The sequence below is a fragment of the Reyranella sp. GW821-FHT14A01 genome, assembly GCF_058803965.1.
This window is the reverse complement of record NZ_JBXAPM010000002.1, coordinates 580,266-593,673: the sequence shown is the minus strand read 5'-3', so window position 1 is coordinate 593,673 and position 13,408 is coordinate 580,266. Positions and strand designations below refer to the sequence as shown.

The 13,408-nt window shown below is 66.8% G+C and carries 13 protein-coding genes and 1 other RNA gene; 6 read left to right on the top strand and 8 right to left on the bottom strand.

Annotated elements, in window-relative coordinates; translation table 11 throughout:
- Positions 1–88: 88 nt before the first annotated feature.
- Together AC1ROX_RS06655 and thyX are read right to left on the bottom strand one after the other, a co-directional pair.
- The gene (locus AC1ROX_RS06655) at positions 89–637 is read right to left on the bottom strand and encodes a GNAT family N-acetyltransferase (RefSeq protein WP_493123648.1); all 549 of its coding nucleotides are present in this window, start codon (positions 635–637) and stop codon (positions 89–91) included.
- Positions 634–1,572, bottom strand: coding sequence for an FAD-dependent thymidylate synthase (gene thyX, locus AC1ROX_RS06650; RefSeq protein ID WP_493123646.1), 939 nt, complete (start codon positions 1,570–1,572; stop codon positions 634–636). The genes AC1ROX_RS06655 and thyX overlap by 4 nt, the downstream gene beginning before the upstream one ends.
- A gap of 79 nt (positions 1,573–1,651) precedes the next feature.
- Between thyX and ssrA the strand changes: the two genes are divergently transcribed.
- The 3 genes from ssrA (at position 1,652) to AC1ROX_RS06635 (ending at position 4,322) form a co-directional block, all read left to right on the top strand.
- Positions 1,652–1,973: a transfer-messenger RNA gene (ssrA, locus tag AC1ROX_RS06645) on the top strand.
- Between the two features lie 106 nt (positions 1,974–2,079).
- Positions 2,080–2,640, top strand: a complete 561-nt coding sequence (locus AC1ROX_RS06640; protein WP_493123644.1) for an SspB family protein — start codon at positions 2,080–2,082, stop codon at positions 2,638–2,640.
- A gap of 65 nt (positions 2,641–2,705) precedes the next feature.
- Complete coding sequence (locus tag AC1ROX_RS06635; protein ID WP_493123642.1) at positions 2,706–4,322, top strand: fumarate hydratase; 1,617 nt, start codon at positions 2,706–2,708, stop codon at positions 4,320–4,322.
- A gap of 176 nt (positions 4,323–4,498) precedes the next feature.
- Here the strand turns inward: AC1ROX_RS06635 and AC1ROX_RS06630 are convergent, their stop codons facing one another.
- Positions 4,499–4,918 (bottom strand): SH3 domain-containing protein, encoded by a 420-nt coding sequence (locus tag AC1ROX_RS06630; protein ID WP_493123640.1) that lies wholly within the window; start codon positions 4,916–4,918, stop codon positions 4,499–4,501.
- A 137-nt stretch (positions 4,919–5,055) separates the two neighbouring features.
- Here AC1ROX_RS06630 and AC1ROX_RS06625 point away from each other — a divergent pair, with 137 nt between their 5' ends.
- Positions 5,056–5,736, top strand: a complete 681-nt coding sequence (locus tag AC1ROX_RS06625; RefSeq protein WP_493123638.1) for a VOC family protein — start codon at positions 5,056–5,058, stop codon at positions 5,734–5,736.
- Between the two features lie 107 nt (positions 5,737–5,843).
- On the opposite strand, the gene AC1ROX_RS06620 is transcribed toward AC1ROX_RS06625, so the two are convergent.
- The gene (locus AC1ROX_RS06620) at positions 5,844–6,266 is read right to left on the bottom strand and encodes a DUF6481 family protein (protein WP_493123637.1); all 423 of its coding nucleotides are present in this window, start codon (positions 6,264–6,266) and stop codon (positions 5,844–5,846) included.
- A gap of 11 nt (positions 6,267–6,277) precedes the next feature.
- The gene (gene typA / locus AC1ROX_RS06615; RefSeq protein WP_493123635.1) at positions 6,278–8,107 is read right to left on the bottom strand and encodes a translational GTPase TypA; all 1,830 of its coding nucleotides are present in this window, start codon (positions 8,105–8,107) and stop codon (positions 6,278–6,280) included.
- Positions 8,108–8,227: 120 nt separating this feature from the next.
- Here typA and AC1ROX_RS06610 point away from each other — a divergent pair, with 120 nt between their 5' ends.
- On the top strand, positions 8,228–8,452 hold the full coding sequence (locus AC1ROX_RS06610; protein WP_493123633.1) for a ribbon-helix-helix domain-containing protein: 225 nt from the start codon (positions 8,228–8,230) through the stop codon (positions 8,450–8,452).
- Here AC1ROX_RS06610 and AC1ROX_RS06605 read toward each other — a convergent pair.
- Positions 8,439–9,269, bottom strand: coding sequence for a nitroreductase family protein (locus AC1ROX_RS06605; protein ID WP_493123631.1), 831 nt, complete (start codon positions 9,267–9,269; stop codon positions 8,439–8,441). The two genes, AC1ROX_RS06610 and AC1ROX_RS06605, sit on opposite strands and share 14 nt — an antisense overlap.
- An 8-nt stretch (positions 9,270–9,277) precedes the next feature.
- Complete coding sequence (locus AC1ROX_RS06600; protein ID WP_493123629.1) at positions 9,278–12,505, bottom strand: AsmA family protein; 3,228 nt, start codon at positions 12,503–12,505, stop codon at positions 9,278–9,280.
- 69 nt (positions 12,506–12,574) lie between these two features.
- On the opposite strand from AC1ROX_RS06600, the gene AC1ROX_RS06595 reads away from it, so the two are divergent.
- Positions 12,575–12,763, top strand: coding sequence for a DUF4169 family protein (locus AC1ROX_RS06595; protein WP_493123627.1), 189 nt, complete (start codon positions 12,575–12,577; stop codon positions 12,761–12,763).
- Between the two features lie 105 nt (positions 12,764–12,868).
- On the opposite strand, the gene AC1ROX_RS06590 is transcribed toward AC1ROX_RS06595, so the two are convergent.
- The gene (locus tag AC1ROX_RS06590; protein WP_493123625.1) at positions 12,869–13,396 is read right to left on the bottom strand and encodes a winged helix-turn-helix transcriptional regulator; all 528 of its coding nucleotides are present in this window, start codon (positions 13,394–13,396) and stop codon (positions 12,869–12,871) included.
- Positions 13,397–13,408 lie beyond the last annotated feature (12 nt).

Here is a 13,408-nt window from a genome sequence, read left to right as displayed (position 1 = left end):
TGGGCCCGGATGGCCATCCGGGCCCACACGCTTCTTGCGAAGCGCTCAAAACCTACCGGATTTTGCTAAGACGAGGACGACATGAAAATTAACTGCGCTGGCGGGTCTTCTTCGGCCGCCAACCCACGCGCCACTTCCCGATCATGCCGTGGACGCCGATCATCGAGCCGGCGACGAGTTCCAGCGCGAGGAAGCGGCGGTCCTCGACCCAGCCGGGGAGCTGGATATTGAGGGCGAGATCGCGGCGGAAGCCGAACTGGTTGTAGTACTCGGGGTCGCCGACCAGGATGATGCGGCTGTGACCCAGCATGCGCGACTGAGCCATCGAGTGCCACATCAGCGCCTTGCCGTAGCCCAGGCCGCGCAGCTCGGGCGCGATGGCGAGCGGCCCCAGCATGACCGCGGGCCATCTGTCGTTGATCAGGATCGGCCAGTTGCGGATCGAGGCCACCATGACGTCTTTTTGGTCGATCGCCACGAAGCACAGTTCGGGGATCGGCTTCACGCCCTCGCGCAGGCGATAGACCGTCTTCTGCTGGCGGTCGGGACCGAAGGCTGCCTCGTTCATCGCCTCGACCGCCGCGCCGTCGCGCGGTCGCTCGCGCAGCAGCCGCAGCCGGCCGGGGTCGCGGATCACGTCGCCTGACCGAGGGCCGCCATCAGCTCGCGCCATTCGCGCGCACTCATACCGCTCGACTTCTGGTCGACCGTCTCGCCGGCCAGCAGGCGCTTCACGATGGCGAGGCCGGTCTTGGAGAGATGCGTGCCGCCCATGCGGTATTCCACGAAGGCGTCGTGGCTGATCGGGCACCAGCGCTTCAGCGTGTCGAGCATCACCTCGGCATAGACACGGATCTCGTACTGCGCATGCGCGTCGGCGCGCAGCGACAGGAAATGCATCAGGTTGTGGAGGTTCGTCTTCCAGTACCACTGGGTATAGAAGCCGAGCGACAGGTTCATGCGGGCGAGTTCGCGCGCGAGGCCGGAACGCTCGGGATCGAGCGGCGCGCCGGCTTCGCCCTCGTTCAGCATCTCGAGATAGTGCTCATAGACGAGCTCGGCGTCCTTCTTCAGCAGGCTGAAGACGCGCTCGGCTTCCTTGCCCGCCAGCACCGCGTCGCGGCCCTGCCGGTTCATCGCGCTCTGGGCCGCGAGATGCTCGGGCTTCGGCACGTAGAATTCGTTGTCGAGGATCGAATAGCGCGCGGAATATTCGTTCACGTTGGCCGTGCGATGGCGGATCCACTGGCGCGCCACGAAGATCGGCAGCTTCACGTGGTACTTGATCTCGCACATCTCGAAGGGCGTCGTGTGGCGGTGCCGCATCAGATAGTTGATGAGGCCGCGATCCTCGCTGACCTTCTTGGTGCCGCGGCCGTAGCTCACCCGCGCGGCCTGCACGACGGCGGCATCGTCGCCCATATAGTCGACGACGCGGACGAAGCCGTGATCGAGCACCGGCAGCGCCTGGTAGAGGATCTCCTCCAGCGCCGGAGCGACGGGGCGCAAGGTCGGCTGGGCACCGGCCCGGGCCTGGTCGATTTCAGCCTGCTGGTCGCTCGAAAGGGGCATCGGTTCGTTGTCCTTGTTTGCGCCGGACTTTATGGGCGCGGCGCACCCCCGGCCATGGGGAAATATCCGCGGCCCGCAACGCCTTCAAAAAGCCGGTGAAAGCGCCTATATGGAAGGTGTCGGGAAACCGACTATGGCGATAAACGCCGCGTGAAATAAGCGTTTCGGACCCGGGGGCAGTACCCGGCGCCTCCACCATTTCTCTCCGCCCCTCGGGCGGAACCGATGGGGGCGAACCAGGATCGACGAGCGTGGTAAAGGCGCGGTTTTTGCCCGGTATGGTTCCGCCGTGACGGGCCATTCACAAGTGCTAACGATAACACCGTTACACTCGCTGCTGCCGCCTAAACAGCGGACGTAAGCGCGGTCCGGGGGGCACCGGGCAACAGAAGCCCCCCACTTATCCTCGGGCCATCTCCGCTTTCTTTCCCGGCAATTGACCGCTATTGCCATCGTTGACTCTCCCGCAGCGCGGGCCGATGCTTTTTATGAAATTTCCGACAGGCCATGAACGATCGCTTTCACTACGACGCCCTCGTTGACGACGCGCTGCGCAGCGTCGTGCGGCGCGTGCTGACTCAGGTCGCGGAAACGGGCCTGCCCGGCTCGCACCATTTCTACATCAGCTTTCGCAGCGGCGATCCGGGCGTGGAGCTGCCCGAGTACCTGCGCGCCAAGTACCCGGAAGAGATGACGATCGTCCTCCAGCACCAGTACTGGGACCTGATCCTCCGCGAGGACGATTTCGAGGTGACGGTCAGCTTCAACAAGCAGCAGGAGCGCATAAAGGTCCCGTTCGCCGCGCTCTCGGCCTTCGTCGATCCGTCGGTGCGCTTCGGCCTGCAGTTCGACCGTCGCGACAAGGCCACGGGCGACAAGATTTCCGCCGACAAGCCGGAAGGCACGTCGGCGCCGACCCCGCTGCCGGTGCCGGAAAAGCGGCCGCCGGCGCCCGCGCCCGAGGGTCAGGACGCCCAGGTCGAGGGCGAGACGACGGCCGCCGAAACGGCCAAGCCCGAGGACCCGGCCTCCAAGGTCGTCAAGCTCGACAGCTTCCGAAAGAAGTAGGTAGACGCCGCGCCCCGGCTGCGGCAGGAAACCGGCGCCCCGAGAGGGTCGCCAGGAGAAGACGCATGCCCGAATTCCAGTTCCAGGAAATGTTCCCGAGCCACGAGGACACCACGTCCTACCGCAAGCTCACGTCGGATTTCGTCGGCACCGCCAAGTTCAACGGCAAGGACGTCCTGACGGTCGAGCCCGAGGCGCTGACCACCCTGACGGCGGCGGCCTTCCACGACATTTCCCACCTGCTGCGCCCGGGCCATCTCCAGCAGCTTCGCAACATCCTCGACGACGGCGAGGCCTCCTCGAACGACAAGTATGTCGCCCTCGAGCTGCTGAAGAACGCCAACATCTCGGCCGGCGGCGTCCTGCCGATGTGCCAGGACACCGGCACCGCCATCGTCATGGGCAAGAAGGGCCAGGCGGTGTGGACCGGCGGCGGCGACGAGCAAGCGATCGCCAAGGGCGTCTACAAGACCTACACCGAGACCAACCTGCGCTATTCGCAGGTCTCGCCATTGTCGATGTTCAAGGAAGTGCAGACCGGCACCAACCTGCCGGCGCAGATCGACATCTATGCGACCGACGGCGACGCCTACAAATTCCTGTTCATCGCCAAGGGCGGCGGCTCGGCCAACAAGACCTACCTGCACCAGCAGACGCCGGCCGTGCTGAACGAGGCCTCGCTGCTCAAGTTCCTCGACACGCAGATCCGCACCCTCGGCACGGCGGCCTGCCCGCCCTATCACCTGGCCATCGTGGTCGGCGGCACTTCGGCGGAGATGAACCTCAAGACGGTGAAGCTCGCCTCGACCCGCTACCTCGACGACCTGCCGAGCGAGGGCAACAACAAGGGCGTCGCCATCCGCGACCGCGAAATGGAGCAGAAGGTGCTCGAACTCACGCGCCAGATGGGCATCGGCGCGCAGTTCGGCGGCAAGTATTTCTGCCACGACGTGCGCGTGATCCGCATCGCCCGCCACGGCGCCTCGGTGCCGATCGGCATCGGCGTCTCCTGTTCGGCCGACCGCCAGGCCGTCGGCAAGATCACGAAGGACGGCGTCTTCCTCGAACAGCTCGAGACCAATCCGGCGCACTTCATGCCCGAGATCGAGCCGACGCAGCTTTCCGGTGACGTCGTCTCGGTCGATCTCAACAAGGGCATGGCCCACACGCTGTCGGTGCTGACGAAGCATCCGGTGAAGACCCGCGTGAACCTGACCGGCACGCTGATCGTGGCCCGCGATTCGGCGCACGCCAAGCTCAAGGAGCGGCTCGACCGCGGTGAGGGCCTGCCGGACTATTTCAAGCAGTTCCCGGTCTACTACGCGGGCCCCGCCAAGACGCCGACCGGCATGGCCTCGGGCTCGTTCGGCCCGACCACGGCCGGCCGCATGGATTCCTATGTCGACCTCTTCCAGGCCAATGGCGGCTCGATGGTCATGCTGGCCAAGGGCAACCGCAGCAAGCAGGTCGTCGACGCCTGCAAGAAGCACAAGGGCTTCTATCTCGGCTCGATCGGCGGCCCGGCCGCGATCCTGGCGCAGAACGTCATCAAGAAGGTCGAGGTGCTGGAATATCCCGAGCTCGGCATGGAAGCGATCTGGCGCATCCAGGTCGAGAACTTCCCGGCTTTCATCATCACCGACGACAAGGGCAACGACTTCTTCAGCGACCTGAAGATCTGAGGGATTAACCTCTAGCAGGCTGCTGAAATGAGGTTTTGAGACCTACCCGCGAGCAACCTTCATCCGTCAACGGTACCAGACCACCCCAATCTGGAGCCGCGACTCTCGATTCGTTTGTTTCGTCTGTTTCGTTTATTTCGTTTGTTCGCCAAGACCCTGGCTGTTCCAACGGCCTGCTAGCCTTTGTCGATCCAGACGGCACCGGTGCGGGCGTTGATGACCTGAAGTCGGTTTCCGCGGCACCCGAGAAGACGAAAGCTGACCGTGTCACCGAGCGCACGGTCAGAACTCGCGTCGATCCCGAGCCGATCGATTGGCATCCAACCATAAGGTTGGATGCCGTCCAGAATCAAGATGCGCGCCCAGCCGCCCCGGCTGCCGAATACGCTGACCGCCGTGCGGCCCTGAAGTGTCCCGATGACGGGCGACTCCGGCGTCGGCTCCGCGCGCACCGGCATCGTCTCGCCGCGCGGCAGCAGCGTGTAAGCATCGGTCGGCGTGCACGATCCGGCCTGGCCAGTGCTGGCGTCGACCGAACGCTCGACGACGGCGAAACCGGCAAGCACGGCGACCGTGCCGATCATGGCGCGAATCATCGTAGCCCTTCCCACAATGTGCCGGCGGCTCCCCAGCGCCCGGCCCCTTACCCCGCCGCCGTTCTAGGATCGCTGTGCAGCCTCGTCGTGGCAGGCTTTGTAAGAATTGTTTCCCGTCCCGCGCTACACTGGCCGCCATGAACCTCGCCAAGCAGCACCTCGATGTCGGCCTCTTCTCCAACACGCGCGACGAACAACTCGCCTTCTGGCAGCAGACGGTCGGCCTGCCCTACGACCATATGGGCAAGCTGGGCGGCGGCATGCAGCAGCACCGCCACCACATGAACGGCTCGATCCTGAAGATGAACCACGCGCGCGGGCCCCTGCCCGAGGCGCCGCCGTCAGGCATCGTCGGCCTCGAGATCGCCCGCGAAGGCCTGGCATCACCACAGCCGCTCGCCGATCCCGACGGCAACAAGGTCACGCTGGTGCCGAAGGGCCTGAACGGCGTCGAGGGCATCGCGATCCTGCTCCGGGTCAACGATCCCGCCGCGCACGACCGGTTCTGGACACACGCGATGCAGTTCGAGCGCGCGGGCAAGGGCCGCTACCGCTGCGGCGACTCGCTGGTCGTGGTCGCCGAGCAGGGCAAGGTCGAGAGCGCGGTCGGCCAGTGGCGCGGGCCCGGCTATCGCTACATGACGGTACAGGTGTGGGATTGCCTGGCCGACTATGCCGGCATCCTGGAGCGCGGCGGCGCTTCCGGCGGCGAGCCGCGCGTGCTGGGCGAGACGGTGCGCTACGCATTCGTCTGCGATCCCGACGGCAACCACATCGAGATCAGCCAGCGCGCGTCCCTGACGGGCGGAGCGCTCTGAGGCGTCCCTTGGGGGTCGCTCGTCCTTCGACGCTCTCGGACATTGCAAGCTTAGCGGCTTGTAACCAAGCCGCAGCCTGTCGCTCAGCGGGCCGAGCTTTGCTCGGCCTAACGCTTGCCCTTGCGCGCCTTGCGGGCGGCGTAGCGGGCGTCGCGGGCGGCTTTCTGCTCGGCCTCGGTCAGCACCGGCTTGGCGGCGCGCCGGGCGGCACGTTCGGCCTCCGCGGCTTCGGCTGCTGCCCTGGCTTCTGCAGCCGCTGCTGCAGCTGCCGCTTCCGCCGCTGCAACGATCGCGTCCGCCGCTGCCTTCGCCGCTGCGAGTTCGGCGGCAATACGCGCCTCTTCCGCCCGCTTGGCTTCCCGGCGCTCTTCCTCGCGGGCCTCGCGGGCGGCCGCAATGGCAGCGCGCTCGGCCTGCTTCTTGAGGAGTTCCGGATCGTTGGCCTTGGCCTTGGCCTTCTCGAGCAAAGCCTGCTTGGCCGCCGCGGCGGTCGCCAGGCGATCGCCGAAATCCACGTTCCTGCCGCTCATGGTCCTTGTCTTTACTCCGCCGCCGCAGCGGCCTGCTTCTTGGCCCGCTTGCGATCCTCGAGATTGAGGAAGCGCTTGCGCAGCCGGATGGATTTCGGGGTGATCTCGACGAGCTCGTCTTCTTCGATATAGGCGATCGCCTGCTCGAGCGACATCTTGCGCGGCGGCGTGAGGCGGACGGCCTCGTCCTTGCCGGCGGCGCGGATGTTGGTGAGCTGCTTGCCCTTCAGCACGTTGATCTCGAGGTCGGTGCCGCGGCTGTGCTCGCCGATGATCATGCCCATGTAGACGGGCACGCCGGGCTCGATGAACATCGGGCCGCGATCCTCGAGCTTCCACATCGCGTAGGCGACCGAGACGCCCTCTTCGTTGGCGATCAGCGCGCCGTTGCGGCGGCCGGCGATCGGGCCGCGATAGGCGCCGTACTCGTGGAACAGGCGGTTCATCACGCCGGTGCCGCGCGTGTCGGTCAGGAACTCGCCGTGATAGCCGATCAGGCCGCGCGACGGGGCGTAGAACACCAGGCGGGTCTTGCCGGCGCCCGACGGACGCATGTCCTGCAGTTCGCCCTTGCGCAGCGAGATCTGCTCGACGACGGCGCCGGTATAGGCGTCGTCGACGTCGATCACGACCTCTTCGATCGGCTCCTGGCGCTGGCCGGTGACCGGGTCGGTCTTGAACAGCACCTTCGGACGGCCGACGGCGAGCTCGAAGCCCTCGCGGCGCATCGTCTCGATCAGCACGCCGAGCTGCAGTTCGCCGCGGCCGGCGACCTCGTAGGAATCGGCATTCTCGGTGTCGGTGACGCGGATCGCGACGTTACCCTCGGCCTCGCGCATCAGGCGCGCGCGGATCATGCGGGTCGTGACCTTGTCGCCTTCCCGGCCGGCGAGCGGCGAGTCGTTGACCATGAAGGTCATGGCCAGCGTCGGCGGATCGATCGGCTGCGAATGGATCGGCTCGGCGATCGAGAGGTCGCCCAGCGTGTCGGCTACCGTGGCGTTCTTCATGCCGGCAATGGCCACGATGTCGCCCGCCTCGGCCGACTCCAGCGCCACGCGCTCGAGGCCGCGGAACGCCAGGATGCGCGTGATGCGCGTCTGTTCGAGTTCCTTGCCGTCGCGGCCCAGCGCCTTGACCATCGTGTTGGGCTTGATCGAGCCCGACAGGATGCGGCCGGTGAGGATGCGGCCGAGGAAGTTGTCGGCTTCCAGCGTCGTCACCAGCATGCGGAAGGCCGGATCCGGATCGATCTTCGGCGCCGGCACATGGTTCACCAGCAGTTGGAACAGCGGCGTCATGTCCGTGTGCTCGGCCTCGAGCGAGGTCGCGGCCCAGCCCTGGCGGGCCGAGGCGAAGAGCGTCGGGAAGTCGAGCTGTTCGTCCGACGCCTCGAGCGCCGAGAACAGGTCGAACACCTCGTCATGCACCTCGTGGGCGCGGGCGTCGGAACGGTCGACCTTGTTGATCAGCACGATCGGCTTCAGGCCGAGGCGCAGCGCCTTGCCCAGCACGAACTTGGTCTGCGGCAGCGGGCCTTCGGCCGCGTCGACCAGCAGGACCACGCCGTCGACCATCGAGAGGATGCGCTCGACCTCGCCGCCGAAGTCGGCGTGGCCGGGCGTGTCGACGATGTTGATACGCGTGCCCTGCCACTCGACCGAGGTCGCCTTGGCCAGGATGGTGATTCCCCGTTCGCGTTCGAGGTCGTTCGAATCCATGGCGCGCTCGGCCACCTGCTGGTTCTCGCGGAAGGTGCCGCTCTGCTTCAGCAGGCAATCGACCAGTGTGGTCTTGCCATGGTCGACGTGCGCGATGATCGCGACGTTACGGATATCCATAATAATGATGTGTCCGGAGGGGGGGTGATTGGGCGCGCTTATACGCACGCTCTGTGACGGCGGCAAGGCAGCTTGAGGAGACGTGTTGCCGCTACCGGGCGCCGCTGTCACAGTCCCGACATGCGCAAACGCTCGGTCACCATCGATGGCCACCGCACCAGCATCTCGCTGGAGGACGCGTTCTGGGCCGAGCTGTCGGCTTTGTCGCAGGCCCGCGGCCTGTCGCTCAATGCCCTGGTGGCCGAGGTCGATCATGCCCGGCCCCAGGAGGGGCTCAACCTGTCGAGCGCCCTCCGGCTTTATGTCCTGCACGAAGTGAAGCAGCGCACGATCAGTCGAGATTGAAGCCCTTGGCGCGCACGAATGCGCCGAAATCGGCCCGCTCCGGCACCGAATATTGCCGGGCCTTGTCCTCGGACCATCCGTAAGCCGCGTCCTCGCCGAATTTGTCCACGAAACGCTGGGATTTGTAGGGCTGGGTCTCGTTACGCCGCTTGTCGTAGGCCTCGACCTTCTCCCGCAGGCCCGTTTCGTCGTAGCGGTCGCGGTGAATCGACACGTCGAGCCCCAGCCGCGGGCTCATCACGCCCTCGAAGGACGGCCAGCCGACGCCCAGCCCGGCCACCGGGAAGACATGCTGCGGCAATCCGAGCACCTCCGAGACCTGGGCGGCCTGGTTGCGGATCTGGCTGATCGGGCAGGTTCCGAGCCCCACCCGGTCGGCGGCGGCGATGAAGGTGGCGAGCGCGATGCCGACATCGACGGCGGCATTGAAGAACGGGTCGAGATAGTCGTTCACGAAGGGCCGGCCACGCCATTCGAACAGCAGCCGGTGGCGGCGGTTGTTGCCGCAGAAGACCAGCAGCGCCGGGCCGGCGGCGGCCCACGGATTCTCCGGGATCAGGGCTTGCAGCTTCTCGCGCTGTGCCTTGTCGGTGACGATCACGATGTCGGCCTGCTGCAGGTCGCTCTTGGAGGGCGCCGACAGGGCCACGGCGCAGAGCGTGTCCAGCAGCGCCGGATCGAGCGGCTTGTCGGAATAACGCCGCACGACGCGGCGGTTGGCCATCTCGGCCAGGACCTCGACTCCCTTGGGGGCTTCCGACAAAGCGGGCGCGGAACCGAACCGCGCCTTCAGCACGGACTTCAGACGATCAAGCACGAGAACTCCTAACGGCCAAAAATATTGGGGATCGGGATGTTGGGGATCAGCGAGCGCTGTTGCTGCTGTCCCCCCTGTTGCGACTGGCCCGGCAGTATCTGCTGGAGCTGCTGCGCGCCCGGCAGGGTGCTGGCCATGCCCGGCGGATCCTTGGCGGTACCGCGCGTGACGTTGAGCGACGGCGAGGACATGGAGCCGCGCGCGGTTGTGGTCAGGTAGGGCGCCGAGCCGTCCTCGGCGATGTAGAAATTGACCGTGGTGTCGGTCGTCGAGGCGCCGAGATTGGTGCGGGTCGAGATCCGCGCCGTCGCGCGGTTGCCCTGGACGGTGAGGCCCTTGTCGGTGAGCACGCCGCCCGCGATGTCGATGTGCCCGCCGATCGGGCTGTCATGATTGACGAAGCGGTTCAGCACCAGCGAGATCGCGTTCAGCAGGTTGGTAGGCGACATCCCGCGCTGGCCGACGGCGCCCAGCACATTGCCCAGGGTCTGATCGATCGCCGTGCTGGCCGCGCCGGCCGCCATCGAACCCAGCATCTGCAGAGCCCGGTCGGCGCCGATGAAGATGTGCCCGCCGAGCTGCGCGCCGCCCGCCATCGAGGCCTTGATCTGGTCGGACGTCGCGCCGCTGCCCCGCAGGGAAATCCCGTTGGCGTTCAGCTTGCCGTCGACCGTCACCTTCACGGCACTGCCGAACTGGTTGGTGCCGGAGGTGCTGCGCAGCATCTCGCCCAGGATGATGCTGTTGGCGTCGCCCTTGAAGTCGAAGGAGAGCGCCGGCTGGGTGGCGTTGACGGTGCCTGAAAACGCCAGCGAGCCACCATAGAGCGAGCCCTTGAAATGCTGCACCGTGAGCACGCCGTCCTTCAGCGTGGCGGCAAGGTCGGCATTGCCGATGCGCATCGGCGAGCTGACCAGCGTGCCGGCCACAAGCCTCAGCGATCCGTCCATGCTGCGCAGCGGCGCCGTGTCGATCGGCTTGGCCGCCGCAGCCTGTCCACGGCCTGCCGGTCGTGCGGGTGCGCCACCGCCGCTGCCGCCGATCCGGTCGAGGTCGAGCACGCCGGCGCGCAGGTCGGCGTTGATCGTCGTGCGGCCGGTCAGGCGGGCATCGATCGAGCCGTCGAGCGCCTGGCCGTTCAGCACCAGGTTGCCCTTGTAGGACGCCGATTGCGGCGCGCCCTTGGACGCGCCCGGCAGCGACAGCGTTCCGGTCGCCTTCACGCTCTGGCCCATGGCGTTCACGCTGAGGTCGCGCAAGGTGAGCTGTTCGATCGTGCCGGCGACACCGCCGCTCGCGGCGACCGCGCCGAGATCGCCCGGCGCCGTGGTGCCGACGACCTTCAGCACGCGGCTCATGTCCGGTGCCTCGAAATTGAAGGCGATGTCGGGCCGCGGCTGCGGCGCCGAATAGTTGGCGACGGTGCCGCGCACCGCGAGCCGTCCGCCGCCCAGGTTCGACACCTTCACGTCGTTCAGCCGCAGCGTGTTGCCCTGCAGCGCCACGTCGACATCGACGCCCTGGATCGTCTCCTTGTTGTAGATGAGCTTCGCCACCTTGGCCTTGAGACCGATCGACGGGCCGGCCACGGCCGGTCCCGACGGCGGCGCCGAGGCGCCCGAAGCCGCAGCCGGCTTCTGCTGCGCCGCGACCGGCACCAGGAAGGAATCGAGGTCGAGCGTATCGATATTGACGCTGGTCACGATCGACAGCGGCACGGCGAAGGTCACCGTGACGCCGCCATTGCCCTTGAGGTCGTCGAGCTCGAAGACCGCGTCGCTCACCTGCACGTTGCCGCCGGTCGAGGACATGCGGCCGCGCAGGCTGAGCTTCTGCAGCTTGGACGGCGGGACCGAGGACAGATCGACCGCGAGCCAGGTCAGGGTCTCGCGCAGCTTCGGCCCGACCAGGCTGAACTGGCCGGTGACGCCCGGCCGCGCCGCGTCGCCCGTCAGGGTCGACTGCGCCTGCAGCACCATGTCGCCCGGCAGAGTCGCCGAGAGCTTCGGCACCGCGACGGCGCCGCCCTTGGCATCGATCTCCAGCACGACGTTACGGATCGGTTGCTTGTTGTAGATCACCTCGCCGATCTCGAAGGCGAGCTTGGCGGTGAGATCCCCCAGGAAGCTCTGCGACGTCGCGGTGGGAGCGGTCGCCGGCGGAGCCGCGGGCGCGGACGATGTCGCGGCAGGCGCCGGCTGCTGGAGCGCGGCCATCCACCGGTCGAGATCGAGCTTCGGCACCGCCAGCTTGCCCTCGATCGCGGGCTTGGGCTTCAGCGTGACGGCGAGCGATCCGGAACCGCTGTCCTGGCCCAGCGCCATCTTGAAATCGCGCGCGGCGAACGCCGTCTGGGAAACGTCGATGGCGCCGTCGAAGGTGAACTTGCCGGCGAGCAACGGCGGCAGGGCCGGCTCGGGCTGGCCGGCGAGCTTGACCAAGGTGCCCACGAACGTGGTGAGCGATTCGGCCGAGGCCGAGGCCATTCCGGAAATCTTCGCGGCCGCGCCCAGTTCGCTCAAGGTGCCCTTGAAGCCCAGCTTGCCGCCACCCGCCTGCAGCGAGACGTCGGCGGTGTGCCCGTTGGCGCCGCGCGCGCCCACGGCGAGGTCGAGCTTGAGCGGCGCGCCGTTGACCGAGGCGTCGCCCGCCAGTGAATAGGGACCATCGATCGAGCCGACCGAGGCCGTGAAGTTCGCCTTCTCGGCGACCACGGACAGGCCCGCCTTGGAATCGCTGAAGATCAGCGTGCCGTTGTCGATGGTGAGGCGGCCGAGCGACAGCGGCCGTGGCGAGCTGGGCTTGGGAGCGGCGGGCTTGGCCTCGGCGACCGACGGCGCGAACTCCCAGTTCGGCTTGCCCTCGGCATTGATCTCCAGGACGATCTTGGGCTCGACCAGCGTCACCTCGCCGATCTCGATGTTGCCGGCCAGCAGGGCCAGCAGCGAGGGCTTCACGGTGACCGACTTCACCTCGACCATGTTGGCGTTCCTGGAGCCCGCCACGTTGAAGAACTTCACGCCCGTCACCGAGACGGTCGGCGTCGGCAACAGCGACAGCGAGATCGGCCCGTCGATCACCAGGTCGCGACCGGTCGCCGCCTTCACCTGCGAGACGATCAGCGGCTTGTAGGAATTGACGTCGATCAGGAAAGGCAGCGCCACGAGGGCGGCGAGCAGCAGGGCGACGATGCCACCGCCGCCGATCAGGAGACGCTTGCGGGTGGTTGGTGTCATGGCTGGGCTCCCCGGTCCGGCTCATGCCAAGACTAGCGCATCGACTGCAACCGCGGCATAGAGAAATCCATGGCCGAGATCGTGAACCTGCGACGCGCCCGCAAGGACAAGGCGAAACGCGAACGCGAAGCGGAAGCCGACGCCAACCGCCGCCGCTTCGGCCGCACGCGCGGCGAGAAGGAAGCCGACAAGGACGCAGCGGAACGCACCGTGCGCACGCTCGAGGGCAAGCGGCTGGAGCCGGAGAAGAAGGAGTAATCCTTTCTTGTCGTCCTGAGCGAAGCGAAGGACCTTGCGCAAGTCACAGAATGCGTTGGTCGTTCCGTCAGGTCCTTCGCTTCGCTCAGGACGACAGAGAGGCCGTTACCTTGCCGGCCGGTTGATCGCCAGGCGCTCGAAGAAGGTGCGCGTGTTCTGGTCCGCACCCGGCCCCGCCACCGCGCGCACGTTGGTGAGTTCGAGGCGCCGGCCGGTTTCGGCATCGATCAGCACGGGGTCGAGTGGCGTGTTGCCAGCGCGATCCACCAGGTCCATCGGCTTGCCGCCGCGCGCGGCCGCGCCGAAGCGGTCACCCCATTGCTTCAGCCCGACGATCACGGTGAACAGCGCCGCGCCCTTCTCGGTGAGGCGGTATTCGTGGCGCAGCGGACGCTGGCGATAGGCGATCTTGCGGAAGATGCCGGCCTCCACGAGCTTCTTCAGCCGCGCGGTCAGCACGTTGCGCGCGATGCCGAGATTCTCCTGGAAGTCGTCGAAACGGCGGACGCCGTAGAAGGCATCGCGCACGATGAGCAGCGTCCACGGCTCGCCGACGACGTCGAGCGCCGAGGCGATCGAGCAATTCATCTGTTCGTAGGAGGTCCGCCGCATGCCGAAAGTATAAGGCTGCACGCGCGCGGCGCA

What these genes read in the sequence shown, in the direction of transcription:
- AC1ROX_RS06630 (WP_493123640.1), bottom strand. Translation starts at nt 4,918, where the DNA reads ATGATTCGCGCCATGATCGGCACGGTCGCCGTGCTTGCCGGTTTCGCC.
- AC1ROX_RS06610 (WP_493123633.1), top strand. Translation starts at nt 8,228, where the DNA reads ATGCGCAAACGCTCGGTCACCATCGATGGCCACCGCACCAGCATCTCG.
- thyX (WP_493123646.1), bottom strand. Translation starts at nt 1,572, where the DNA reads ATGCCCCTTTCGAGCGACCAGCAGGCTGAAATCGACCAGGCCCGGGCC.
- AC1ROX_RS06595 (WP_493123627.1), top strand. Translation starts at nt 12,575, where the DNA reads ATGGCCGAGATCGTGAACCTGCGACGCGCCCGCAAGGACAAGGCGAAA.
- typA (WP_493123635.1), bottom strand. Translation starts at nt 8,107, where the DNA reads ATGGATATCCGTAACGTCGCGATCATCGCGCACGTCGACCATGGCAAG.
- AC1ROX_RS06635 (WP_493123642.1), top strand. Translation starts at nt 2,706, where the DNA reads ATGCCCGAATTCCAGTTCCAGGAAATGTTCCCGAGCCACGAGGACACC.
- AC1ROX_RS06625 (WP_493123638.1), top strand. Translation starts at nt 5,056, where the DNA reads ATGAACCTCGCCAAGCAGCACCTCGATGTCGGCCTCTTCTCCAACACG.
- AC1ROX_RS06640 (WP_493123644.1), top strand. Translation starts at nt 2,080, where the DNA reads ATGAACGATCGCTTTCACTACGACGCCCTCGTTGACGACGCGCTGCGC.
- AC1ROX_RS06620 (WP_493123637.1), bottom strand. Translation starts at nt 6,266, where the DNA reads ATGAGCGGCAGGAACGTGGATTTCGGCGATCGCCTGGCGACCGCCGCG.
- AC1ROX_RS06600 (WP_493123629.1), bottom strand. Translation starts at nt 12,505, where the DNA reads ATGACACCAACCACCCGCAAGCGTCTCCTGATCGGCGGCGGTGGCATC.